Origin of the sequence: Bradyrhizobium sp. DN3 (assembly GCF_041357655.1) — a bacterium.
Taxonomy (GTDB): Bacteria; Pseudomonadota; Alphaproteobacteria; order Rhizobiales; family Xanthobacteraceae; genus Bradyrhizobium.
The window spans coordinates 66,619-91,716 of the sequence record NZ_JAULLN010000027.1 but is presented as its reverse complement, the minus strand read 5'-3'; the positions used below and the strand labels follow the sequence as shown (position 1 = coordinate 91,716).

The 25,098-nt window shown below is 65.9% G+C and carries 18 protein-coding genes; 4 read left to right on the top strand and 14 right to left on the bottom strand.

All coding sequences use genetic code 11. The features are described from left to right. Positions 1 to 65: 65 nt before the first annotated feature. The 10 genes from addA to ubiE form a co-directional block, all read right to left on the bottom strand. On the bottom strand, positions 66 to 3,575 hold the full coding sequence (addA, locus tag AAE027_RS31640; protein WP_370989799.1) for a double-strand break repair helicase AddA: 3,510 nt from the start codon (positions 3,573 to 3,575) through the stop codon (positions 66 to 68). Further along, positions 3,569 to 6,715, bottom strand: a complete 3,147-nt coding sequence (gene addB / locus AAE027_RS31635) for a double-strand break repair protein AddB (protein ID WP_370989800.1) — start codon at positions 6,713 to 6,715, stop codon at positions 3,569 to 3,571. The genes addA and addB overlap by 7 nt, the downstream gene beginning before the upstream one ends. Before the next feature lie 265 nt (positions 6,716 to 6,980). Continuing rightward, positions 6,981 to 7,703: a nucleotidyltransferase family protein gene (locus AAE027_RS31630; protein WP_091882291.1), complete on the bottom strand. Its 723-nt coding sequence runs from the start codon at positions 7,701 to 7,703 to the stop codon at positions 6,981 to 6,983. A 124-nt stretch (positions 7,704 to 7,827) separates the two neighbouring features. After that, positions 7,828 to 8,145 carry a PilZ domain-containing protein gene (locus tag AAE027_RS31625; protein ID WP_370989802.1) on the bottom strand — a complete coding sequence of 106 codons (318 nt, stop codon included), beginning with the start codon at positions 8,143 to 8,145 and terminating at the stop codon, positions 7,828 to 7,830. An 89-nt stretch (positions 8,146 to 8,234) separates the two neighbouring features. Further along, complete coding sequence (gene tsaE, locus AAE027_RS31620) at positions 8,235 to 9,755, bottom strand: tRNA (adenosine(37)-N6)-threonylcarbamoyltransferase complex ATPase subunit type 1 TsaE (protein WP_370989804.1); 1,521 nt, start codon at positions 9,753 to 9,755, stop codon at positions 8,235 to 8,237. Then, a complete protein-coding gene (locus AAE027_RS31615; RefSeq protein WP_370989805.1) occupies positions 9,752 to 12,256 on the bottom strand; it encodes a sensor histidine kinase in 2,505 nt (834 codons plus the stop codon). The genes tsaE and AAE027_RS31615 overlap by 4 nt, the downstream gene beginning before the upstream one ends. Before the next feature lie 362 nt (positions 12,257 to 12,618). Beyond that, entirely contained in the window at positions 12,619 to 13,077 is a 459-nt protein-coding gene (gene dut / locus AAE027_RS31610; protein ID WP_370989806.1) for a dUTP diphosphatase, read from the bottom strand. Further along, entirely contained in the window at positions 13,074 to 14,525 is a 1,452-nt protein-coding gene (gene coaBC / locus AAE027_RS31605; protein ID WP_370989807.1) for a bifunctional phosphopantothenoylcysteine decarboxylase/phosphopantothenate--cysteine ligase CoaBC, read from the bottom strand. Before coaBC ends, dut begins: the two co-directional genes overlap by 4 nt. 56 nt (positions 14,526 to 14,581) lie before the next feature. Further along, on the bottom strand, positions 14,582 to 16,156 hold the full coding sequence (gene ubiB, locus AAE027_RS31600; protein WP_370989808.1) for a 2-polyprenylphenol 6-hydroxylase: 1,575 nt from the start codon (positions 16,154 to 16,156) through the stop codon (positions 14,582 to 14,584). Next, a complete protein-coding gene (gene ubiE / locus AAE027_RS31595) occupies positions 16,153 to 16,914 on the bottom strand; it encodes a bifunctional demethylmenaquinone methyltransferase/2-methoxy-6-polyprenyl-1,4-benzoquinol methylase UbiE (protein WP_370989809.1) in 762 nt (253 codons plus the stop codon). The genes ubiB and ubiE overlap by 4 nt, the downstream gene beginning before the upstream one ends. Before the next feature lie 81 nt (positions 16,915 to 16,995). On the opposite strand from ubiE, the gene mutM reads away from it, so the two are divergent. Continuing rightward, on the top strand, positions 16,996 to 17,901 hold the full coding sequence (mutM, locus tag AAE027_RS31590; protein ID WP_370989810.1) for a bifunctional DNA-formamidopyrimidine glycosylase/DNA-(apurinic or apyrimidinic site) lyase: 906 nt from the start codon (positions 16,996 to 16,998) through the stop codon (positions 17,899 to 17,901). 275 nt (positions 17,902 to 18,176) lie between these two features. Here the strand turns inward: mutM and AAE027_RS31585 are convergent, their stop codons facing one another. Next, positions 18,177 to 18,920 (bottom strand): nucleotide-binding protein, encoded by a 744-nt coding sequence (locus AAE027_RS31585; protein ID WP_370989811.1) that lies wholly within the window; start codon positions 18,918 to 18,920, stop codon positions 18,177 to 18,179. A 360-nt stretch (positions 18,921 to 19,280) separates the two neighbouring features. Next, entirely contained in the window at positions 19,281 to 20,639 is a 1,359-nt protein-coding gene (locus AAE027_RS31580; protein ID WP_370989812.1) for a serine protease, read from the bottom strand. A gap of 233 nt (positions 20,640 to 20,872) precedes the next feature. Between AAE027_RS31580 and AAE027_RS31575 the strand changes: the two genes are divergently transcribed. Beyond that, entirely contained in the window at positions 20,873 to 21,676 is an 804-nt protein-coding gene (locus tag AAE027_RS31575; protein ID WP_091882261.1) for a HesA/MoeB/ThiF family protein, read from the top strand. Positions 21,677 to 21,689: 13 nt separating this feature from the next. On the opposite strand, the gene AAE027_RS31570 is transcribed toward AAE027_RS31575, so the two are convergent. Then, positions 21,690 to 22,691, bottom strand: a complete 1,002-nt coding sequence (locus AAE027_RS31570; protein ID WP_270164177.1) for a 2-hydroxyacid dehydrogenase — start codon at positions 22,689 to 22,691, stop codon at positions 21,690 to 21,692. Positions 22,692 to 23,030: 339 nt separating this feature from the next. Between AAE027_RS31570 and AAE027_RS31565 the strand changes: the two genes are divergently transcribed. After that, on the top strand, positions 23,031 to 23,561 hold the full coding sequence (locus AAE027_RS31565) for an SH3 domain-containing protein (RefSeq protein ID WP_370989813.1): 531 nt from the start codon (positions 23,031 to 23,033) through the stop codon (positions 23,559 to 23,561). Between the two features lie 162 nt (positions 23,562 to 23,723). On the opposite strand, the gene irrA is transcribed toward AAE027_RS31565, so the two are convergent. After that, on the bottom strand, positions 23,724 to 24,215 hold the full coding sequence (gene irrA / locus AAE027_RS31560; protein ID WP_091882249.1) for an iron response transcriptional regulator IrrA: 492 nt from the start codon (positions 24,213 to 24,215) through the stop codon (positions 23,724 to 23,726). A gap of 352 nt (positions 24,216 to 24,567) precedes the next feature. Between irrA and fabA the strand changes: the two genes are divergently transcribed. Then, positions 24,568 to 25,089, top strand: coding sequence for a 3-hydroxyacyl-[acyl-carrier-protein] dehydratase FabA (gene fabA / locus AAE027_RS31555; RefSeq protein ID WP_091882246.1), 522 nt, complete (start codon positions 24,568 to 24,570; stop codon positions 25,087 to 25,089). Positions 25,090 to 25,098: the final 9 nt, after the last annotated feature.

Below are 25,098 nucleotides of genomic sequence, written 5' to 3'. Positions count from 1 at the left end.
GAGTACCTCACTCGGTTGAAAGAATCGGCGCGACCTGGAATCGCGCCCGGGATCATGGGGTCAACCTATGAACGGCTCCTTGCCGGGTCAAGGACGCTCACACCGAGATGAAGGGATGCCAGCGCCGCGTCCAGCGCGGGGGCTGAAATCTCCATATATTCAAGGGCCTCGGTCCAGAGCAGCACGGCGCGGATCGACTTTTGGGGATAAAGCCGCGCCAGCACCGCCCGGTACAGTGCGAGCTGCCGGACATAGGCGGCGGGGGCCTCGGCCACGCTTCTGGGTGCCGCCTGGTTGGTCTTGAAATCCACGATCAAAACCTGATCCGGATCAACGACCAGCCGGTCGATCTGCCCCGACACCAGCGCCGGGGTGCGGCCCGGCCGCTCCAATTTGCCGACGATGGCGACCTCGGCCCGGCTGCCGGCGGCAAAGACCGGGGCGAAGCGCGGCTCAGTGATCAAGGCGAGCACCTTGTCGGCCAGCGCGGCACGGTCGGCCTCGGGCCAGTCCGAGGCATTGCGTGCCATGAAGTCGCGTGCGGCCTCGCGCCGGCGCTCGGCGGCGATGTCGGGCAGGGATTGCAGCAGCCGGTGCACCAGCGTGCCGCGCTGAAGCGCCAGCGCGCGGGACTGCACCGATTCGCCGGTGCGTACGCGGCGGCCCTCTTCGGCCGACTGGCCCGAGGGGCGCACGGGATCCTCGTCGATGATCTCGCGCGGGGCCGTCGCTCGCAGCCAGTCCGGCAAAGCGATTGTCTGGTCCGCCGACGTCGCCGGCGTGCCCAGCGCTGCGACGTCTTCCGGCCGGGCGAATCGTGTCACCTTGCCGAGCGGCGTCTCGATGATCTGCTTGTCCAGGGCCGAGCCGGCGAGGCCGGTGTCGACCAGATCGTACCAGCTCAGCTTGCGGACGGTCCTCATATTGCCGGGCATGCAGCCGCCGACGATCAACCGGTCCGCGGCGCGCGTCATCGCGACGTAGAGCAGGCGGCGATATTCGTCCTCGGTCTCCTCGAGCATGGCCTTGCGCGCCTCGGCGACCGGCTTGGGATCGTCGGCCTTACGGCCGGCCCAGACCACCACCTCGCCGCCATTGCCGCGCGGCACGTGGATCAGCCGCAGCCGCTGCGAGTCCGCGGGCGAGGATGTCGTGTCGACCATGAATACGACCGAGGCCTCCAGGCCCTTGGCGCCGTGCACGGTCATCACCCGCACCTCGTCGCGCGAGATCTCCATGTCGCGCTTCACCTCGGTATCGGCTGAACGCAGCCAGGCCATGAAGCCCTGCAGCGAGGCCGGCGCCTTGCGCTCATAGTTCAGCGCCAGCTCCAGGAACTCGTCGAGCGCGTCGTTGGCCTCAAAGCCGAGACGGCGCAGGATGCGTGCGCGGCCGCCATCGCCGCCGAGCAGCCAAGCGTAGAACGCGAACGGCGTCTCCTCGCGCGCGCGCATCTCGCAGGCTTCCAGGCGCCGCAATGCCGTGGCGAACTTCTCGCTTGTGTCCGCATGTTCGCCCAGCGCGCGGCGCAGCGATCCCTTGCGGTCCCAGGCAAGCGTGAACAGGTCGTCGTCATCGAGCCCGAACAGCGGGCTCTTCAGCGCCACCGCGAGCGCGAGATCGTCCTGCGGCAGCAGCAGCGCGTCCGCAAGGTTCATCAGGTCGATGATGGCGATGTGTTCGGTGAGCTTGAGCCGGTCGGCGCCGGCGACCGGGACGCCAGCGTGCTTCAGCGCCTGGATCACGGCGTCAAAGGCATTACCGCGTCGCCGCACCAGGATCAGCATGTCGCCATAGCGCAGCGGCCGCCGTTCGCCTTCGTGTCCCGTCAGCGTGCCGCTTTCGACCAGGTGCTTGATCTCAGTCTGGATGCGGCGCGCGAGCTTGACCTCGGGGCTGGTGACGGCGACGCCGTCAAACGGCGCGCGCCAGCCCTCGATGTCCTGCCTGTCGTCGGCTTCCGCGAGATCCCACAGCTCGATCACGCTCGGGCCTGCATCGGCGAGCGCATTGTGCAGGGGATGGCCGATCTCGACCGAGTGGATGCTCTTGTAGATCTGGGGATCGCGGAAGACGTGATCGACCGAGTGCAGGATTGCGGCGCCCGAGCGGAACGAATAGGTGAAGGCGACCGGATCGAACTTCAGCCCGGCCGCGGTGAACTTGCGGTGCAGCTCGCGCCGGCGCGCGTCGAATTCGTGGGGAGCTGCGCCCTGGAACGAGAAGATCGACTGCTTCTCATCGCCGACGGCGAAGATGGTGCGGTTCAGCCCTTCGCGCGCGCCTTCGCCTGCGGTGAATTCGGAGATGATGTGCGCGACGATGTCCCATTGCCGCGGGCTGGTGTCCTGGGCCTCGTCGATCAGCACGTGATCGACGCCGCGGTCGAGCTTGTAATGCACCCAGCCCGAGGAGACGCGGTCCAGCATCGCCAGCGTCTTGTCGATGAGGTCGTCATAGTCGAGCAGACCGCGTTCCTGCTTCTCGCGCCGGTAGTTGGCCGCGGCCGCGGTCGCGATATGCAGCAGGGCCGCGGTGCGGTCGCGCATGATCACCGCGCGGCGCTTCTCGACCAGCTCACCGATGCGTTGCCCTTCGGCCTCGAACAGGCGGGCGACGGACGGGTTGTGATCGCAAAACTTCTTGGTCAGCACTGTCTTGCGCGGCAGCTTGTCGTCGGTGAGGAAGACGCAGAGATAGGCGTCGACCTGTGCGCTGCCGGAAAAGACTTTTGCTTCGCGGAGCCGGCCGGCCTGGTCGTTGTCGGACTTGCTGCCGTCCTCCAGCGCAAAAGCGATGTCGTCCCAGCGCGGCCGCGGCAGGAACGGACCGTCGAGAATCTCGGTCTCGACGTCCTCGATGCGATCACTTGGGTCGACACCCAGCACCGCCGCCATCTGAGCAGCAGCTGCCTCGGCGTTGCCGGCCTCGTCGGTCCAGGCCATGAAATGATCGCGACTGAGGCACGCCTCGCGCACGACCTCCTTGAAGGTGACGTCGGCGGCGCTCGCCATCGCCGTCAGCAGCGCGCGGCCTGTGACGCTCTCCGGATCACGCGCGGCGTCGAGCAGCACCTTCAGATTGGCGCGCTCCATCATGTCGGTCTGGTCGCGCTCGTCGATCACGGCAAAGCGCGCCGGCACGTTGGCCTCGAACGGGAATTGCTGGAGCAGGCGGGTGCAGAGCGCGTGGATGGTCTGCACCTTCAAGCCGCCCGGCGTTTCCAGCGCACAAGCGAACAGCTTTCGCGCCTCGCGTCGCAGCTTTGCGCTGGGGTAGGGAATGCCGACGGCGCGGATGGCTGCATCGAGCCCGGCATCGTCCAGCGTCACCCAATGGCCGAGCGTGGTGAACACGCGCTCGGCCATGTTCGCAGCGGCGGCCTTGGTGAAGGTGATGCAGAGGATCTTTTCCGGCGGCACGCCCGACAGCAGCAGCCGGATGACACGCTGCACCAGCACATGCGTCTTGCCCGAGCCGGCATTGGCCGACACGAAAGCGGAGGCGGTCGGATCGGATGCGCGCGCCTGCCGCGCGCGCACCTCGTCGGGGATGGGGCGCGGCACCTTCACCATTCCTCGATCCCCAATCCACCGGCCGCAGACCATTCCTTGATCCGGGCAAGATCGTCATAGGTGCCGTAGCGGTTCGCCCACATCGGCAGGTTCAGCGAGGTGTACGGCTGGTTCTCGTCCTCGAAGGCGCGGATCAGCGCCTCCAATTTGGCTCTGGCGTCGGCGGCGGCAGTGTCCGGCGGAATTGGCTCGTCACCTTTGTTTACCTTGAGCTGGAGGATGCGCTCTTCCCCGGCCGGATTGTTGCCGCTCAGGCGGACATAGACGAGCTGGCTGACCGACGCACCGGCGTTGATGTCGGGAAAGCCGCCTTCGCGGAGGATCGCGGCTTCCAGCGTCAGCTGCGGTGACAGGCCCATGCGGACCTGCTTGTCGCTTGGCGGCTGCCCGGTTTTGTAGTCGAGGATGGCATAGAAGCCGCCCTTGCGGCGCTCGATGCGGTCCGCGCGCGCTGAGAGGCGGAAGCTACGCGTGGCGTCGAGCGTGATCGAGATCTCGCCGTGGGTCTCCGCCGTGATGGCCTCGATCGCATCGCGCCGCGCCGTCTCCCATTCACCGAACCAGCGCGCGATGCGCTGGAAGCGCGGCCACCACAGTGCCCGCGCCTCGGGGCGCTCCATCAGGGGCGCAAAATACTTCTCGCCGATTGCCCGCAGAACGCGGGCGGGATCGTCGGGCAGGCGTGCCGCATATGTTTCCGTGAACTCGCCGAGCGCATCATGAATCGCCGAGCCGCGATCGGCGGCCGAGAGTGGCATGTCGACCGGATCCAGCGCATCCAGCCGCAAAATGTGCTTTGCGTAGATCGTGTAGGGATCGCGCAGCCAGTCCTCGATCGCGGTCACGGACATTTTGAGCGGCCGCGTCGCGCGCGGTGGTCGCGGCTCGGGCTGCTTGATCGGCCTGACCTCGTCGGGCTGGTCCATTGCGCCGGCGAACTGCACGTATTTCTCGCCGGCGCGAACTGCCGCCTTCCAGAGATCATCGCCCGCCACCGCCTCTAACCGGTGCAGGAAGCGCGACGCCACCGCCGGCGCGCCGCCGGCCTTGGCGGAATGGGTGAGGATCACCTCGTCGCCACCGAGCAATTGCGCAAAGTCGTGCGCGGAGAGGCCGATGCGGCGCTCCGGCAGGTCGAGACCGAGCTCATGCCGCATCGGCCGGCTGAGCCAGGGATCAATCCGCGGCGCCGGTGGCCAGACGCCCTCGATCAGGCCGCCAATGATGATACGGTCGGCCTGCATCAGGCGCGATTCCAGGGGGCCGTAGATTTGCAGCCGGGCGCCCGGCCTGTCGCGCCGCCGCACCGCGCGATCGCCGAACGCGGTCTGGAAGACATCGGGATAGTCAGGCAACGGCACCATCAGCCCGCTGGTCGTGCCGCCGCGCAGCAGGTCGTCGAAGGCGCTGGCGAGGGCGAGGCCTTCGCGCTCCTCGAAAGCGAGCGGAATGCCCTGCTCGTCGCGCGACAGCTCGATCATGATCTCGCGATGCCGGTGCGCGAGCTCGGCGAAGTCATACGGTCTTGACGAGGCCAGGCTCTCGATCGGCGCCAATGCTTTTTGCAAGAAATCGATCAGCGCCTGGATGCGGTCGAGGTCCTCGGCCTTGAGCCGCGCGCGCGGCTCGGCCTTATGGAGCGCGGAGACTTCGCTGCGCCACAGTTTTGCCAGCTCGTCGCGAAAGCGGTTGAATTCGCGCAGGAGGCCGGCCGTGCCTGCGGGTGGGCGCGTGCCACGCAGGACCGCGAGTTCGAGTCCCTCGATCGCTGCCTTCCACGCACTGGGCGCACGGCTGAGCCGGCACAGCGGATGCTTCAGCATCGCCAAGAGCGTCGGCGGCTCCAGGCCCTTGGTCGCGGCTTCTGCCGCCAGGCGGGCAAAAACGCCGGCGGGTGTTTCCATCAACACGTCGCCGCCGGAATCGTCGAAGGCGAGATCCCATCGCGTCAGCGCAGCCATCACCCGCCGCGCCAGCGCGCGATCGGGCGTCACCAGTGCCGCCGATTTGTCGAGGTGCCGCGCCTCGCGGATCGCGATCGCGATCGCGAGGGCTTCCATTTCAGGATTGGGAGCCTCCACGACCGCAAGATTCTTCATGCCGCCGGCGATCTTTGCGGCGACATCCGGCTGCTTCAGCCGGTCATGCCAAATTTCCGTCTTGGCCGAGGGCCGCATCGATTCCGACGCAAGCAGATCGCGGCCGCCTTCTGCCGGCGGCTGCAGAATCTCGACGTCGCTGCGCTTGATGCCAAAACGTTGCAACAGCGCGTGCATGGCATATTGCGGATGGTTCGAGGCCGGATGCTCCGCGAATTTGCCGAGCGCATCGCGCACGCCGCCGATAGTGCGCCAGGCGTCATCGTCGAGATCGGTGTCGAGGCCCGGCAGCACCACGGCGCCATGTGGCAGCGATGCGACCGCATGGAGGAATTTTGCGGTGGCCGGCATCGAGCCGGTTGAGCCGGCCGCGATCACCGGCCCGCTCGGATGCGCGGTCAGCCGCCTGGCTTCCGCCGCGATCAGGAGATCGCGTCGCGCCGCTGGCTCGATCCGCTTGATCTCGGCGAGATGGCTGGGCCAGGCAATGCGCGCGATGCGCAAAAACTCGAGCGAGTGCTGCCAGTAGCGGTCGAGGTTATCAGGCACGAGACCATCGAGCGCGCTCCAGTCGACGCCGCGCGTCACCATGTCGTCGATCAGCCGCGCGAGGTCGCCCGCCAGCGCCAGTGTCGAAGCTGGGCCGCCGACCACTAGCGGCGCCAGCACCGGGCCCTTGGCCCAAGCGGCGACGAGCTGCGCCAGCGTCAGCCGCCGTTCGAGCTCACCCAGCCGCGGCGGAATGTCGAGCGGTGTTGCACCCGAAAACTGCTCGCCCTCGTCGGCGAAGGCGAGCTCGTCCTCGTCGATGTCACCGAGCGCGACGATGCGTGGCAGCACGACCGCATCCGCCTTCATCTCGTCGAGGAAGATCTCGCGCACCACGCGCATCGCGCGCCGGGTCGGCAGGTACAACGTTGCGTCCGCGAGCCGCGCCGGCTCCTTACGCGCCTCGAAGCCATCGACCAGCCGGCCGTCGAGCAGGGCCGCGACGACCGTGCGCAGGAACGGAACTGAGATGGGAACGCTGAAAACGCGCATGGGCTGCCTGATTCGGGAATCAGGCGCCAATATAGGGAGGCGAGCTCAAATGGTCATGGGTGTGGGCGAGGTCTTCCCCGCTGTTCGCGATGCTGGAACAGGTGTCGTAGGGTGGGTTAGACGGCGGCGGCGCGAAGCGCAGTCCGCTGGCGTAACCCACCACTTCTGTCGCCGCAGAAACAAAAGAGGTGGGTTACGCCGTGCGAACCGCGCTTCGCGCAGTCGCAAGGCTAACCCACCCTACGGCACCGTCTTCGAGGCGCCTTTACGCCACGCTCTCCAGAAACGCCTCTTCCGCCGCATGCACGGCATCAGGCGTGCCGACATGCATCCAGACGCCGTCGAGGCGCAGGCCGAACAGCCGCTCCTGCTCATTGGCGCGGTCGAACATCTTGGTCAGTGAGAACTCGCCCTTGGGCGCATCGGCAAAGATCGCGGGCGACATGATCGCCGCGCCGGCATAGACGAATGGAACGACCTCTTTTTCCTTGCGCTTGCGCAGGGCGCCATCGGGCAGCATGCCGTAATCGCCACGGCCGCTATAGCCGATGCTGGTCGCGGTCGGCGCCATCAAGAGCAGAATGTCCATGCGCGCAGGGTCGAAGTTTTCCGCAAGCCGCGTCAGGTTGGAGCGCACTCCATCGATCCACAACGTGTCGGAATTGACGTGGAAGAACGGCGCATCGCCGAGCAGCGGTAGCGCCTTGACCACGCCGCCGCCGGTGCCGAGCACCTGGTCGCGTTCGTCGGAGATGATCACGCGCGGAGATTGGCGCGATGCGGTGTGATCGATGATTTGATCGGGCAGGTAATGCACGTTGACCACCGCCTCGGTCACGCCGGCATGGCTGAGCTTGTCGAGCACGTGGTCGAGCAGCGGCTGGCCAGCCACCGGCACCATCGGCTTCGGCATCTTGTCCGTCAGCGGGCGCATGCGCAGGCCGAACCCTGCGGCAAGCACCATGGCTTTGGTCGGTTTGACGGACATTCTTCGCTTTCTCAAATCCCTTTATTTCGCTTTCGCGGCAATCCTAGCATGAGCCTCGGCCCGCCGCACCGCATCCCAACCGCCTTAATCGCCCGCCGTGACGGTTATACGACGAGTGTTGCCGTCACGCCCCGATGGCTGTGGAGCGCGCCTTTTTCTTCTTGTCGCCGAGCTTGAGGAAATTGACGCCGATCTGGTCGCCATTGACCCAGGCCAGTTCGCAGCGCCGGTACGCAAGTCCGGTGGACGACAGCAGCAGAAAGAATTCCTTCAGGTGCAGGCCCTCGACCGAGCCGTCGATGGTCAGCTTGGCGCCGGTCTCGGAGACGTCCTCCATGGTGCAGTCGCGCCGCCAGGTGCCGTCGATGCCCATCATCTGGGCCGGAACCCCGCGCTCGAAAACGACCCGGTTATTTCCGCGCTGATCCGCTTTCGTCGCCATCTGCCCTTGCTCCAGCCCCGTGACGATCCGGCTGCCTCGCCGCCAGAATAGCGACATCTTGGCTAACGGCCGGTAAATCGGGCCCCGGATTAGGGCTGCGGCGGCGGGACGTTGGCGAGATACCACTCGCGCAGATGGGCGAGCGCGGGATGCGCCAGCGAGCGCTGGAGATAGGTCCAGATCCGCGGCTGGTGACGCAGGTAATGCGGCTTGCCGTCGCGGCGGTTGAGCCGGGCAAAGGTGCCGAGCAGGCGGGTGTTCCGCTGCGCCGACATGATGGCGTAGAGCTCGGCGAAGCCGGCCGGATCGAAGCTGGCATCGGCGGCGCGGCGCGCCTTGATGTAGCGCGACAGCAGCGTCAGCTCGAGGCTTTCGGGCACGTCGATGCGGGCGTCCTGGAGCAGCGACACCACGTCGTAGGATTGCGGACCGAGCACGGTGTCCTGGAAGTCGATCACGCCGACGCGTTCGATGCCGCTGCGATTGCCAAGCCAGATCAGGTTCGGCGAGTGATAGTCGCGGATGATCCACGTCCGCGGCGCCGCCAGCGGCTTCCTCAGCAGCTCGCGCCACATCGCGAAAAACTCCGCGCGCGCCTCCTCGCTCAGCGGCGCGTTGCGATCGGGCAGATACCATTCCGGCATCAACCCGATCTCGATCAGCAGTGCCTCGGTGTCGAAGAGGGGGATGTCGTAGCTCTGGCCGGCCAGCGGCAAGGTTTCCGGCAGCGTCCTGCCGTGCAGTATGGCCAGCACATCGGTCGCAACCTCGTAGCGCTCGGCAATCGGGCGCGGCGGATCGCCCTCGATCACGCCTTCGCTGCCGAAGTCTTCGGTGATCAGGAAGCCATGATCGAGATCGGAATGATGGATCGCGGGCGCGGAGATTCCTTGCGCGCGCAGGCCTTCGTCGATGGCGACGAACGGCTTGACGTTCTCGGCGAGATGCACCGCGGCGCTGTAGGACTTTCCGTTGTAGAGGGCCGCTCCGTCGGGCCGCTGCGGAAAGTTCATGAGGATGACGATCTCGTCGTCGCGCAGCAGCCGCGCATAGGAGCGCGTCGAGGCGTCGCCATTCATGCGCCGTCGCGTCGCGTCGATATAGCCGGATGCATCGAGGAATTCGCGCAGTGCCTGCAGCCGCGCGACTTGCGCTGCACCCTTGCCGTAACCGGTGATGTCGGCCGCGCGTGCATTCGAGCCCAGCGCCGGCCGGTGCGTCAGCGCGATGTCGATGCGATCTTCCGGCATCGCCGACGGCGCACGCTCTGGCCATTCGATCAGAACCAGGGTTGCATCGGGGAGCGGCGACAGTCCGATCTCCTCGAGCTCGCTCTCGTCCTCGACACGGTAGAGGTCGGCATGCATCACCGGAAACGGCGGCAGCTCGTAGCCCTGCACCAGCGTGAAGGTCGGGCTCGGCACTTCCAGCGCATCGTCTCCGGCGAGATAGCGGATCATGGCGCGGGCGGCCGCGGTCTTGCCGGCGCCGAGATCACCGGTGAGCGTGATGACATCGCCCGGGCCGACCAGCAGCGCAAGGTCGGCCATCAATTGCGCGGTGGCCGTCTCGTTGTGGAGCGCGACAGAGAATGTGGTTGGTTCGGTCATTCGGCGGCGTCACGATGCGCCGCCTGGTCGGTCGGGAAGTCGCAGATCACGACCGTGCCCCGGCCGACGATCGAATCCACCCGCACCTTGCCGCCATGCAGCTCGACGAAGGAGCGCACCAGCGACAGACCGAGCCCGGCGCCGCGGTGACGCGAGCCTTGCGAGCGGCTTTCGAACCAGTTGAACACCTTGTCCTTCATGTCGGCCGGTATTCCAGGCCCGGAATCTGTCACGGTGAAGACCACGCTGCGTTCGGTGCGGCGTGCGCTGATGCCGACGGTGGAATCCTGTGGAGAAAACCCGACGGCGTTGGCGAGGAGGTTATAGAGCACCTGCACCACGCGCTTCTCGTCGCCGATGAAGCTGCCGATGTCGGGCGCGATCTCGACCTTGAGGCGGATGCGGTCGGTGGCGAGGCGGTCCTGGATGCCCTCGGCGGCGAGCTCGATGGTCTTGCTGACGTCGACCGGGCCGAGTTCCAGCTTCATCGCGCCGGCGTCGATGGTGGCGAGATCGAGGATGTTGTTGGTCAGCGCCAGCAGCGCGTTGGTCGATTTGGTGACGTAGTCGAGATATTCGGCCTGCTTCGGCGTCAGCGGTCCGGTCGAGGGATCGCTGAGGAAATGCGCGAATCCGATAATGGTGGTGAGCGGCGAGCGCAGTTCGTAGGAGACGTGGTGGACGAAATCCACCTTCATCTGGTCGGCGGCCTCCAGCGCCTCGTTGCGCTCGCGCAGCGCGCGCTCGACATTCTCGGTGTCGGTAATGTCCTGGAACGTCAACATGGTCGCGCCGTCAGGCAGCGGGCGGATCATGCCATGAAGCACGCTGCCGTCCTTGCGTTCCAGCTTGAGCGGGATGTCGGCGCGGTTCTCGATCGAGGTGATGGCTTCGCGGATCTGGCGCCAGACGCCAGGGTCGTCGAACAGCTGATGACACCAGCCTTCGACCGTCTGGATATGCGGCTCGTCGCGCATGGCATCGCTGGACAGCTTCCACATCCGGGCGAAGGCCGGGTTGAACAGCTGCGCCTTGCCATTGCTGCCGAACACCGCGACGCCTTCGGCGAGGCTGTCGAGCGTCTCGCGCTGCACGCGGATCAGGCCGTCGAAGCGGCGGGCGAGGTCGAGGCTCTCGGTGACGTCGTCGAACAGATAGGTGACGCCGCCTTCCGGGTTAGGCGTGGTGACGACGGAGAGCGCGCGGCCGTCGGGCAGGAACCAGGTGTCCTTGGCGGTCTCGACCGCGCGATAGGCCTCGTGCAGCTTGGCTTTCCAGGCGCGGAAGTCCGGCTGCTCCGGCAATTTGCGCGCGGCGCGGAGCTGGTCGAGCACGCTGGAATCGTCAGGGTTGGCGTCGAGGAAGGCGCGGTCGAGATCCCACAATCGCCGATAGGAATCGTTGTAAAAGGCGAGCCGGCGCTGACCGTCGAACACGGCCACGCCCGAGGAGAGCTGGTCCAGCGTACGGCGATGCGCCTCCGCCATGCGTACGAGGGCCGAGCTCAGCGCATCTGCCTCGCTGGCATCGATGGCGACGCCGACGCTGCCGCTGCCGACATTGACCGCGCGCACGTCATACATGCGCCGCTCGCCGCCGATCACGATCGGCAGCCGCGAGTTGAAGTTGGCGGCGTCCTTCAGTCCCCGGTCCATTGCGGTGCGGTCGGCGCTGTCGAGCAGCTCGAGCTTGCGTTCCTGGGCATCGGTGACGCTGTTCGCCTCGGTCGCGCGCACATAGGCGGGGTTGGCGTAGGTCAGTGCGCCGTTCTCGCCCTTGGCCCAGATCGGCCATGGGGAAGCGGCGGCGAAGCCGCGCAGCATCTCGGTCTCGTCGGAGAGCGCCTTGTAACGCAGATTGGTCTCGGCCAGATCGCGCCGGAGCCCGGAGAGTTCGCGAATCCTGACAATGGCCTGGCCGCCGATGGCGCGGCCGATGGCTTCCAGCGTATGGCCGTGCGCGGTGGTCAGCGTCAGTTGGAACCCGTCGCCGTGCTGGCGCAGCGCATCGACGGCGTGATCCATCTGCAGCGCGGGTTCCGGCGGCAGCCAGGTTCCGAATGCGAGCACGCGCTGCGGCGAAGAATCGCGCGGCAGCACCATCGAGATGTCGCCGGAGATCTGCGCGCGGTTGTCGCCGGCCGGCCAGGAGATCAGAACCTGCGGCTCGGCGAACAGCAGCGCGCCGAAGCGATCGGCCTGGAGTTGCAGTTCCCCGATCCGGGCGCGCAGCCGCGCCTCGTTATCCGCCGTGCGCACGCGCGTGCGCATCAACAGGATCGCCGCCACCACAGAGAAGCCGAGCAGGGCCAGCGCGGTGGCGAGCACCGCAAGTTCCTGCCGGTTGAAATCCAGCATGATGGAGAGAGTGTCGACGAGGTCGGCGGCCTCAGCCGGCGCAGCCGGCAGCAGCGCCGCGAAAGCGCTCCCCAACAAGCCGTTGCGCGCCAACGATGTGCACGACAGCAGCGTCCGACGCATCGACACGATCACGCCTGACATAGTTGCCCCAAGATCGCACGGATTTGCGCGCGGCGACCCCCGTCGCGCGCGAATCAAAAGACAATACCCTCACCGCGACTCCGGCGGTAAGAGTCCAGATCGTGAACGCAAAGGCGGCCCCCCAAAAATGCCGGGCGCGATGTTCCAACGCACGTAGTTCTTCGGGTGATTCGGCTGGAGCTGTCGCGCGTTAGCGTGTCGTGGGGATCTGCGTGCCGCGATGCAGGTCCACCCCCTCCCCCGCTTGCGGGGGAGGGCTGGGGAGAGGGTTTCTCCGCAACGAGATAATCCCCCAGAGGCAAGAGCCCTCACCCGCGTCGCTTCGCTCCGCGACCTCTCCCGCAAGCGGGAGAGGTGAAGAACTAGCGGCCGGTGGAACCAAAACCGCCGGCGCCGCGATCGGTTGTCGACAAGGTGGCCACGGGAACCAGCGCGGCCTGCACCACGGGCGCGATCACCATCTGCGCGATGCGCTCGCCGCGCTTGATCACGAAGGGCGCCGCGCCGTGATTGATCAGGATCACCTTGATCTCGCCGCGATAGTCCGCGTCGATCGTGCCCGGCGAGTTCAGCACGGTGACGCCGTGCTTGGCGGCAGGCCCTGAGCGCGGCCGCACCTGGGCCTCATGGCCCGGCGGCAATGCGATTGCGAGGCCCGTCGGCACCAGCGCGTATTGGCCGGGCGCAAGCGTCAACGGCTCGCTGTCCGGAACCGCAGCCATCAGATCGAGCCCGGCGGCTTCGGCGGTCTGATAGGTGGGCAGCGGCAGGCCTTCGGCGTGGGCGAGACGTTGCAGTTCGACCGTGACTTTGGTGCTCAAGATGCCGGCTCCCGGGATTTGTCGGCCACGCTCCTTGCGACATGCGCGACCAGTTCGATGGCGACCTGTTCCTTGGTCATCACCGGCCAGGAATCAACTGCGATCTCGCCATTCTTCTCACCATTCTTGCGGCTGATCAGGTGCACGGTGTTGCGGTCGCCGCCCATCACGCCGGTGGCCGGCGAGACGTCGTTGGCGACGATCCAGTCGCAGCCCTTGCGCGCGAGTTTTGACTTGGCGTTGTCGATGAGGTGCTCGGTCTCGGCGGCAAAGCCGATCACCAGCGGCGGGCGCTTGTCGGTCAGCTTGGAGATGGTGGCGAGGATGTCGGGGTTCTCGACCAATTGAAGCGGTGGCATGCCGGCCGAGGTCTTCTTCAGCTTCTGCTCGCCTTCATTGGCGACGCGCCAGTCGGCGACGGCGGCGGCGAAGATGGCGATGTCGGCGGGGAGCGCGGCCTGTACCTGCTCCAGCATCTGCCGCGCCGATTCCACATGCTTCACCGTGACGCCCTGGGGATCGCTGAGATCGACCGGGCCGCTCACCAAAATCACCTCGGCGCCGGCGGCCTGGGCGGCGGCGGCAATGGCAAAGCCCTGCTTGCCGGAAGAGCGATTGGCGATGTAGCGCACCGGATCGATCGGCTCGTGCGTGGGTCCTGCGGTGATCAGCACGCGTTTACCGGCGAGCGGGCGCGGCACGGGCGGTCGCAGCAGCCGCTCGGCGGCATTGGCGATCTCGATCGCCTCCGACATGCGGCCGGTTCCGGCCTCCCCGGCCTCGGCCATCTCGCCGGAATTGGGCCCGACCAACACCACGCCGTCGCGCTGGAGCTGCGCAACGTTGCGGCGCGTCGCCGCGTTGTTCCACATCAGCGGATTCATCGCCGGCGCCAGCAGCACCTTGCGACTGGTCGCGAGCAGGATCGCGCTGGCGAGATCGTCGGCATGGCCGTTCGCCATCTTGGCCAGGAGGTCGGCGGTCGCCGGCGCCACCACGATCAGGTCGCAGTCGCGCGCGAGGCGAATGTGGCCGGCGTCGAACTCGCTCTGGGGGTCGAACAGGTCGGTGTAGACGCGCTCATGCGACAGTGCGCTCACCGCCAGCGGCGTGACGAATTGCTGCGCTGCCTTGGTCAACACGCAGCGGACCTCGACGCGCCGTTCCTTGAGCCTTCGGATCAGGTCGAGCGATTTATAGGCAGCGATGCCGCCGCCGATGATCAGGGTGACGCTGGCCTCGGCAGCGGCGCTGATACGTTGGGGTGTCGGGGCTGAGGGTGCCGCAGGCGGCACCGCAAACGGCGTCAGCGGCTCCTCGCGGCCCTCGATCAGCTCTCGCAGGATGACCCGGACCTCTTCCTCGACCGACCTGTGGTTCTTGGCCGAGCGCAGCCGCAGGTAGGTTTTGACGGCGTCGTCGAGCTTGCGGATGGTCAGGCTTGCCATGACGCCCTCCAGCACGGAATGATAGCGATGCTATCATCCTTGTGATTGCAGTGCAATCATAGATTCCGGACGGCGATCAGAATGCCGATGAAGGTCGCGGCGATGATCCAGAGCGCCACGGTGCGCCCGCGGTTCTTGCGGCCCTCGCTGCGGCCCATCGCGGCGATGCTCTCCGGCGACAGCCCTATGCCCTCCCGCGTCATGGTCTCGAGCTGCTCCAGCACCTTGACCGACCGCTCGGCGATCTCCGGCAGGCGCATCAGCACGCGCGCGATGTCTCCGGTCCCCGCCAGCGCGCCCTGGACCCGGCCGATCGGCCCGAGATTGCGCTCGATCCATTCGCGCACCACGGGGTCCGCGACCTTCCAGATGTCGAGCTTGGGATCGAAGCCGCGCGCCACGCCCTCGACTACGACCATGGTCTTTTGCAGCAGGATCAGCTCGGGCCGCGTCCTCATGTCGAACAGGCCGGTGACCTCGAGCAGCAGCGTCAACAGCCGCGCCATCGAGATCTCCTCGGCGGTGCGGTTGTGGATCGGCTCGCCGATGGCGCGGATCGCTTGAGCGAAATTCTCGACCGAATGATGCGCGGGCACATAGCCCGCCTCGAAATGCACCTCGGCGACGCGGCGGTAGTCGCGGGTGATGAAGCCGAGCAGGATCTCGGCGAGGAAGCGCCGCTCCTTCATCCCGAGCCGGCCCATGATGCCGAAATCGACCGCCACGAGACGGCCGGTATCATCCAGGAACAGATTGCCCGGATGCATGTCGGCGTGGAAGAAGCCGTCGCGCAGCGCGTGCCGCAAAAAGCTCTGGATCACCTTGCGGCCGAGATCGGGCAGGTCGACCTGCGCCTCTGCAAGGCGCTTGTGATCGTTCAGCGCGATGCCGTCGATCCACTCCATCGTCAGCACGTTGTGCGTGGTGCGATCCCAGTCGACGATCGGCACGCGGAAATCAGGGTCGTCGCGCGTGTTCTCCGCCATCTCCGACAGCGCCGCGGCCTCCAGCCGCAGATCCATCTCCATCGCGACCGAGCGCGACATGGTGTTGATGACTTCGATGAGGCGCAGGCGCCGTGCCTCGGAAGAATAGGCTTCGGCCTTGTGCGCGACGAAGAAAAAGTCGGAGAGGTCGCGGCGGAAACGTGCGGCGACGTTGGGCCGGAGCACCTTGATCGCGACCGGCTTGCGGATGCCGTCGCGCATGACCTCGCCGCGATGCACCTGCGCAATCGAGGCGGCCGCGACTGGGGGGCCGAAGCTCGCAAACACATCCGTCAGCGGCCGTTCCAGCGACGTCGTGATCGCCGCCTCCGCTTCGGCTTGCGAAAACGGCGGCAGGCGGTCCTGGAGGCTTTCGAGGTCGCGCGCCATGATGACGCCGACGACGTCGGGGCGCGTTGCCAGGAACTGCCCGAGCTTGAGATAGGCCGGGCCCATTCGGGTGAGGGCGCGCGATATCCGCGGACCGTGCTTGACGCCGCGCCGCTCGACGAGCCGCGCCAGCTTCAGTGCGAGCTGTCCCGGCGGCGGCACCAGGCTCCGATCGACCGAGCCGAACACGCCTTCGCGCGCGAACACGAACGCGGCGCGGATCAGGCGCGCAATGTGGCTAATGGCAGAGATCACAAACGCCAGCCTGAATGCAGTGCGACGATGCCGCCGCTGAGTGTCTGCAAGCTGACGCGGGAAAAGCCTGCGTCGCGGATCATGTCGGCGAAGACGCCTGGCTTTGGAAACTTGCGGATCGATTCGACCAGGTACTGGTAGGACTCGGCGTCGCCCGTGACCATGCGGCCAAGCGGCGGGATCACCTTGAACGAGAACAGGTCGTAAAGGCGATCAAGGCCCGGCATCTCGACGGTCGAGAATTCCAGGCACAGGAAGCGGCTGCCGGGCTTGAGCACACGATAGGCCTCGCGTAGCGCAAGGTCGATCTGCGGCACGTTGCGGATGCCGAAAGCGATCGTATAGGCATCGAAGCTGCGATCGGCGAAGGCGAGCGTCTCGGCATTGCCCTCGACGAAATCAACCCGGGTCTCGAGATGCTGCTTCATGGCGCGCTCGCGGCCCACGGCGAGCATGTCGGTGTTGATGTCGCAGACGGTGGCATGGAAGCCGGAGCCTGCCGCCTTGGCGGCGCGGAACGAGATGTCGCCGGTGCCGCCGGCGACGTCGAGCAGCGCGAACGGCCGGTCGCTCCTCGGCGGGTCGAGCGCATTGATCATGATGTCCTTCCAGACCCGGTGCAGGCCACCGGACATCAGGTCGTTCATCAGATCATAGCGCGAGGCCACGCTGTGAAACACATCGTTCACCAGCGTCTGCTTGTCCCCTAAGGGGACGTCCCTGAAGCCAAAATGCGTGGTTTCGCCCGGCCGATCCATTACTCTACTCCACGAGGCGGACCATAGCGCGCCCGCCGCAATGGCGCTATCACACCGCCCTCATAAGGTGAATGCCCGACCATGCCTGAATTGCCCGAAGTCGAGACTGTCCGCCGCGGCCTTCAGCCCGTCATGGAGGGGGCGAAAATCCTCAACGCGGAGGCCCGGCGGCCGGATTTGCGCTTTCCGTTCCAGCCGGACTTCGTGGCGCGGCTCAAGGGGCAGGTCGTCACCGGGCTCGGCCGCCGCGCGAAATATCTCATGGCCGATCTCGCCTCCGGCGACGTGCTCCTGATGCATCTGGGCATGTCGGGCTCGTTCCGCGTCATCAAGCCGGACAACGATGCCGCGCCCGGCGCGTTTCACTATCCCCGCGGCAAGGACTCAGCGCACGACCACGTGCTGTTTCGGATGTCCTCCGGCGCCGACATCGTCTTCAACGACCCGCGCCGCTTCGGTTACATGAAAGTGATTGCGCGCGCTGCGCTTGATGAAGAGCCGCTGCTGCGCGGGCTCGGTCCCGAGCCGCTCGGCAACGAGTTCGACGCCGCGATGCTGGCGCGGTCCTGTGCCGGCAAAACCACCAGCCTGAAGGCGGCGCTGCTCGACCAGCGCGTGGTGGCGGGGCTCGGCAACATCTATGTCTGTGAAGCGCTGCACCGCTCGCATCTGTCGCCGCGCCGGATCGCCGCGACGTTGTCGACCAAGGCCGGACAACGCAAGGGCGTTGCCGGGGGCGAGCCGACGGACCATGCCAAGCGATTGGTCGGCGCGATCCACACCGTGCTGAACGATGCCATCAAGGCCGGCGGATCGTCACTGCGCGATCACCGTCAGACCTCGGGCGAGCTCGGCTATTTCCAGCACTCGTTTAGGGTCTATGACCGCGAGGGCGAGAAATGCACGACGCCGGGCTGCGGCGGCACCATCAAGCGGTTTACGCAGAACGGCCGGTCGACCTTCTGGTGTCCGAAATGTCAGAAGTGAGGATCAGGCGAGCGGCCGACAGAAGGTGAGTTTCTGCTAGCCGATATGCCTACCGCACTCCGTCATTGCGAGGAGCTCTTGCGACGAAGCAATCCAGACTGTCACCGCGGAGGTACTCTGGATTGCTTCGCTTCGCTCGCAATGACGGGTAGGTCGAGCCTCTCCCCCAAAAGAGAAGCGAAGCAACCCGGCCGGGCTGGTGGCCGGATTGCTTCGTCGCTTGGGCTCTTCAACCGGATAGTGAAGAGCCCGCTGCCGTCCGAGCGATCGCCCGCTCACGACGCCAGTATCTTGGTCTCGTCCGCCGAAAGCTCGGCGCTGACATGCAGCATGCCGTCCGCAGCCGTTATCATCTGGCTGGCCAGCAGATGGCTCGTGGCGGAGAGTTCGAGCCGGGTCTCGATCCACTGCCAGAGGCCGCGGATCTCGTCTGCCGATTTGCCGTTCGGCGCGAATTCGCTGACCGCGAGACCGTTCGCGAGTGAGTCCTGGTGATCGTTGCGCATCACGATCAGCGGACGCGCGAGCACCTCGGCAAGATCGAGCGCGGCTTCCTCGGCCAGGGTGTTGGCGGCATTGTCGATGCGCTGGCCGCGGATCGGCGTCTGGTTCAGCACGAAGGCAAAGGGGCGCTTCCAGGCGCGCGCGACGCTGAGCGTCGAAGCGGTCGCCTCGATGTCGGCGACGCTCGGGCGGGCCGGGATCAGGCAGAGATCGGAATGGCGGATCGCAGCCGTGGTGGCGGCGCTGAGACCGGCTGCGGTGTCGACGATCGCGAGCTGGAGGCCGCTGTCGGCCAGCATTTGCAGGCGCGGCGCGATGTCGGCGGCGTGATAGATCGGCTCGACGACGAGATCCTCGGTGGTGCGGCGGCGCTGCCAGCTGGACAGGGTGCCCTGCGGGTCGGTCTCGATCAGGCGGACGGTGAAGCCGGCTTGCTGAGCTGCGAGCGCGAGGCCGATGGCAAGCGTGCTCTTGCCGCTGCCACCCTTTTGGGTGGCCAGTACGATCGTGTGCATTGAAGATCAATCCTTTGGAATGCTTGGGTCAGGAATACGCCACGCGAACGTGCATCGATCTCGATGCTGAGCTCTTCTCGCTCAGGACGTGCCGGCCCGATCCAAAGGGGATCGCGGAGGTCCGAATCAATGGCAACGATGATGGCGGAATAGCGAATGCCAGCGAATCCGTACCATTACCGGACCCGTAGTCGTACGTAGGATGCGTGCCGATTGATCTCGTGCCCCGGACGCAGCGCAGCACGCAGTGATGCGCTGCTGAGCCGGGGCCCAGAAACTCTTGCACAGGATTTGTAGTGGCCTGGGTCCCGGCTCTGCGCAGCAACGCTGGGGCGTTGCAGCGCGTCCGGGACACGAGACTTATTTGCGCACGCAGATCACGCGCACGACGGCCGCCCTTGCATCGGTCGATGTGCCGTTTGCGATGACGGCGTTCGCCTTGAGGAAATCGCGCACCGTCTCCGCGGCGACCATCACCGCCTGTGACGCCGACATTGATGTCGCGGGGCCCGCGACCATCGCCGGCTTCAGCAGCGCAATGCCGGCGAACTTGCCGTCGGCGTCAATGGCCGGGCTGCCGGAGAATCCCACCGATGGTGGCGGCGATAGTGCGGAACTGCTTGATGCGACCGGCGCCAGCGCGGACTTGAGGCTCGACACGCCGGCCGCACCGCCCTGGCTCTGCGGATCGGCGATACCGATGACATCGACACTCGTCTTTGCCGCACCGCCGATGAGGCTGAGCGGCTTCAGGCCGCGCGCACCGTAGATGTGCAGGAGCGCGAGATCGTGCTCCTTGTCCTCGGCGAGACGGTCGGCGCTGCCATAGCCCGCGATCGTGATCGCGAGACAGCCATCGGTGACGAGGCGGTCGGTGACGATCGCACCATCGTCGCTGACGACGATGCCGGTGCCGTATTCGACGGTCTTGCGCGGCGGCGGCCCGGCTTGCGGTCCCGACGGAAATGCATTGAACGCGCTCGACATCGCGATCACGACCGGCTCGACCGTGTTCTCGGTCGCCTGGTCGTAGAGGATCGTCATGGTGCGGACCTCGTCGCCTTTGAAGGTGCCGCGGACATAAAACTTCTTCAGGCCCTGCAACCCCGACAGCACGAAGAAGTCGGGCTTCACCACGGTGTAATCGACCTTGCGCCCGGACGGCTCCTTCTCCAAGTCGGCGAGTTTCGCCGAGGTCGGGTTCGCCTCTTTGCGGCGGCTGAGCAGCACCTGAACCGTGCCGGTCGGCGAAGTCCATTTCGAGCCGTTGGCGTCGCTCGCCTGCTGTGGCACCAGCTTGCCGGGGATGCCGAGCCGGGCGCCGCTGGTCGGCTCCGTCACGATCTTCCAGCCGACGCTCTCCTGTTTCTTTCGTGCCGTCTCGGCGAGCGCGGCGCGCTCCTGCGGATTGAGCACGCCGGTCGGCTTGCTGCCCTTGGCCTTCTGGTACTCCTTGATGGCGTTGACCATGCGCTCACTGACGTCGCCGGTGATGGCGCCGTTGTACTGGCCGACCCAGGCGAGGTCGGACTGGAGCGCCAGCCGCTCAGCTCTTGCCATGGCATCCGCTGTGGCCGACGGCGTCTGCATCGCCGGAGGCTGGATCGGCACGGTCTGGACCGTCTTCGGCTTGGTGCCGGAGACCTGAGGCGCCGTCATCTGGGCGTTCGCGCCTGTGGCAGCCGCAAACATCAGTGTTGCCGCAAGCATCGATCTCATGACAAATCCAGCCAGCCCATTGAACGCCATGTCATTGAAGCACATCTCCTTGGTCGCGACCAATGATGCGGTGGTTCAGGTGGCGATAGAGGCCACGAACTCAAGTCCTCATCTTGAGGAGCGGCCTCAAGGCCGCGCCTCGAAGGATGGCCACGGGCGAGATCGGGGCCTTTCATGGTTCGAGACGGCGCTTTGCGCCTCCTCATTATGAGGGTCGAGAGGAACATACGACGATGCTGAGCCCGGATGAACTCGAACGCTATGCCCGCCATATCGTGCTGCGCGATGTCGGCGGTCCCGGCCAGGCTGCGCTGAAGCGGGCCTCCGTGCTGGTGATCGGTGCCGGCGGGCTCGGCGCGCCCGCTCTGATGTATCTGGCCGCCGCCGGCGTCGGCACGCTCGGCGTGGTCGATGACGACGTGGTGTCGCTGTCCAACCTGCAGCGCCAGGTGATCCATACGACGCCCGATATCGGCCGGCACAAGGTCGAAAGCGCCGCCGAGCGGATTGCGGCGCTCAACCCGCATGTCCGTTTCGTCGGCCACGCCACCTGGCTCAACGCCGACAATGCGCTCAGCCTGATCGGCGATTACGACCTCGTGCTCGACGGCTCCGACAATTTCTCGACGCGCTATCTAGTCTCGGACGCCTGCTTCTTTGCAAAGCGGCCGCTGATCACGGCGGCGCTCGGCACTTTCGACGGCTCGCTCACCACCATCCGCGCACATGAGAAGAACGAGCAGGGCGAATTCAATCCGACCTATCGCTGCCTGTTTCCGGAGGCGCCACCGCCCGGCACGGTGCCGGCCTGCGCGGAGGCCGGCGTCATGGGGGCGCTGGCGGGCGTGCTCGGCTCGATGATGGCCCTGGAGGCGATCCGCGAGATCGTCGGCTTTGGCGATGGACTCATCGGCCGCCTCCTGATGATCGATGCACGCGCGATGCGCTTCGAGACGCTGCGCTACGGGCGAGATCCGGCCAATCCGCTCAACGGCGATGGGCCCGTCGTCACCGACCTCAGCGCCCACCGCACCTGATCGCCGCACGCGATCAGAGCATGCTCGGCAGCACGCGATCCGGCGGCTTGTGGGCGTCGAGGAAGGTGCGGATGTTGATGATCACCTTCTCGCCCATCTCGACACGGCCCTCGATCGTGGCCGAGCCCATGTGCGGCAGCAGCGTGACCTTGCCGGCCTTGGCGAGCCGCACCAGTTTTGGATTGACCGCGGGCTCGTGCTCGTAGACGTCGAGGCCGGCGCCGCCGATCTCGCCGCCTTCGATCAGCTTGATCAGCGTGTCCTCGTCAGTGACCTCGCCGCGCGCGGTGTTGACGATGTAGGCGTCTTTCCGAATCAGCTTCAGCCGCCGCGCCGAGAGCAAATGATAGGTCGCCGGCGTGTGCGGACAGTTCACCGAAATGATGTCCATCCGCGCCAGCATCTGGTCGAGGCTTTCCCAATAGGTCGCGCCCAGCTCTTCGGCGATCTTCGGCGCGACGGGACGGCGGTTGTGATAGTGGATCTGCAGGCCGAAGGCGCGGGCGCGGCGCGCCACCGCCTGGCCGATGCGGCCCATGCCGATGATGCCGAGCCGTTTGCCGCCGATGCGGTGTCCGAGCATCCAGGTCGGCGACCAGCCCGGCCAAGGTTTTCCTTCGGTCAGGATCGAGGCGCCTTCGATCATCCGCCTGGGCACCGCGAGGATCAGCGCCATGGTCATGTCGGCGGTATCTTCGGTCAGAACTTTTGGCGTGTTGGTGACGGTGATGCCACGGGCATGCGCGGCTTCGACGTCGATATTGTCGACGCCGTTGCCGAAATTGGCGATCAAGCGAAGCTTGCAGTCGGGCTGATTGACGACATCGGCACTGATGTGGTCGGTCACGGTCGGAACCAGCACGTCGGCGGTGCGCGCGGCTTCCGCAATCTGCTCGGCCGACATCGGCGTGTCGTCGAGATTGATCCGCGCGTCGAACAGCTCGCGCATCCGCGTCTCGATCGAATCCGGCAGCTTGCGCGTCACCACGACGAGGGGCTTTTTCTTTACCGACATGTCCTGCCTCATGAAGCGTCGCGGGCCGCCTTTGTCACCAAAGGCCGGCCGTTGAGGCCTCATTAACCCGGTTGTTCGACACTGCCCTTGCCGTGTCGTCCCCGGCGTTTCCTTCAAGCTCTCCCGATATTTCCGGCCGGAAAATCGGGGCAAACTGGTTGTTCAAGCGTCCGTCCTCTCTAGCAGAAGGCCGGGCCAAGACAAGAACCACGGGTTAGGGCTTGCGGACCTGGCTTTGGGGAACACCCGCGTGGGGCGGGACAGGGGCTGACGTGGCAGGATTTTGGATTTTGGGGTGAGGACCCGGTTCGGGCGGGTCTTCGACAGGAGACGGGTTTGATGGCGTTGGGGCGTTTTTGTTCGGTGATGGCGCTCGTTTGTACCTGGTTGAGCGCCTCGGTCAGCCCCTCGCATTCGGCGAAGGACAACACTCCCCAGACCGCCAGCGGGCTGCCGGTGCCGCGCTATGTCAGCCTCAAGTCGGATCACGTCAACGTCCGCGCCGGCCCGACCAAGGACAATGACGTGGCCTGGGTCTATACCCGCGCCGGCCTGCCGGTCGAAATCACCGCTGAATTCGAGAACTGGCGCCGGGTGCGCGATTCCGAAGGCGCCGAGGGTTGGGTTTATCATTCGCTGCTGTCGGGTCGCCGTACCGCGGTCGTCACCATGAAGCACAAGGACGACCTCGCGCCGATCTACGACCGCCCCGATCCCGACAGCGCGGTTGCAGCCAAGCTCCAGGTCGGCGTCGTCACGCAGGTGAAGAAGTGCACCACAAACTGGTGCCACGTCACCGGCAACGGCTTTGACGGCTGGATCCAGCAGGAGCGCCTCTGGGGCGTCTACTCGGACGAGCAGGTAAACTGACGTCTTGCCGTCGTCCCGGCGAATGCCGGGACCCATACGGCGTGATTCCTCGATGAGGCACGCCGATCGGCGCCCCTTAAACGCAACTCAGATTTGTGGTTATGGGTCCCGGCCCCCCGTGCGCAATTGCGCGCTAGGCCGGGACGACACTGGAGCGCGTTCTCAGCGCTTCTTGCGCAGGCGCACGACCATGTCGATGCGCGAGATCTCGTAACCCTCGGGTACTTCAGGCATCTTGGACAGCGCCAGATGCGGATCCTCGATATCGACCAGCTCATGGCTGTTCTCGAGGTAGTAGTGGTGGTGGGTGGTGACGTTGGTGTCGAAATAGGTCTTGGTGCCGTCGACGCTGACCTGGCGCAGCAGGCCGGCATCGGTGAGCTGGTTCAGCGTGTTGTAGACGGTCGCCAGCGACACCGGAACCTTGGCCAGGGTCGCTTCCTCATAGAGCATTTCAGCCGTGAGGTGGCGCGCACCCTTGCCGAACAGGAGCCAGCCCAGCGCCATGCGCTGACGCGTCGGGCGGAGCCCCGCGGACTGGAGCATTTCGTTGACGTCGTGCCACGGGCAGCCGGTCAGAGCCGGCTGGCGGCCGGACAAGAGGGCCGCGGAATGGACGTCGTCGTCGTGATGGGGCGCGGTATTCTCGCTCATTTCCAGATTTCGGGCACGCGTGAACAATATCTCCCTGCAATATAAGAACAGAAAGATGCAGATGCAAGTTTCTCGCAACTAGAGAGGTTCTAATCAGGCTTGGAACCGGGCGAGGGGAGCGGTCATTTTACCTTCATGGACGCGCTTTGCGACCCGAAATGCCTGTGTTAGAGAGCGCGCGGTTCCGCTTAGCCGATTTTGGCGCAGCCAGGCATGGCGGCCCGTCCGCAGTCCCATCGGGGCTTGCGGGAGGTGCGCCTCACGATGGCAATTGGCGTTGCTCTCCGACCGAGACGGGGCCCATTTTCGCCAAAAAACGTCGCTCAATCGGGATTAGAACAGAGGCTCGTGCATGCTGAACAGGCGCAACGGTTACGAATACGAAGATCTGCTGGCGTGTGCCCGCGGCGAGATGTTCGGCCCGGGCAATGCCCAGTTGCCGCTGCCGCCGATGCTCATGTTCGACCGCATCACGGAAATTAGCGACAATGGCGGTGAGTTTGGCAAGGGCCTGGTGCGCGCCGAGCTCGACGTGAAACCCGACCTCTGGTTCTTCGGCTGCCACTTCAAGAACGATCCGGTGATGCCCGGCTGCCTCGGCCTCGATGCGCTGTGGCAGATGGTCGGCTTCTATCTCGGCTGGATCGGCGGCGAAGGTCGCGGCCGCGCGCTCGGCCTCAGCGAGCTGAAGTTCGGCGGCCAGGTGCTGCCCGAGGCCCGCAAGGTTGTGTACAACGTCGATATCAAACGCGTGATGCGTTCAAAGCTCGTGCTCGGTATCGCCGACGGGTGGCTTTCGGTCGATGACCAGATTATTTATCGCGCCAAGGACCTGAAGGTCGGCCTGTTCAAGCAGGGCACGAGCCTGGGCTGAGCGCATCAC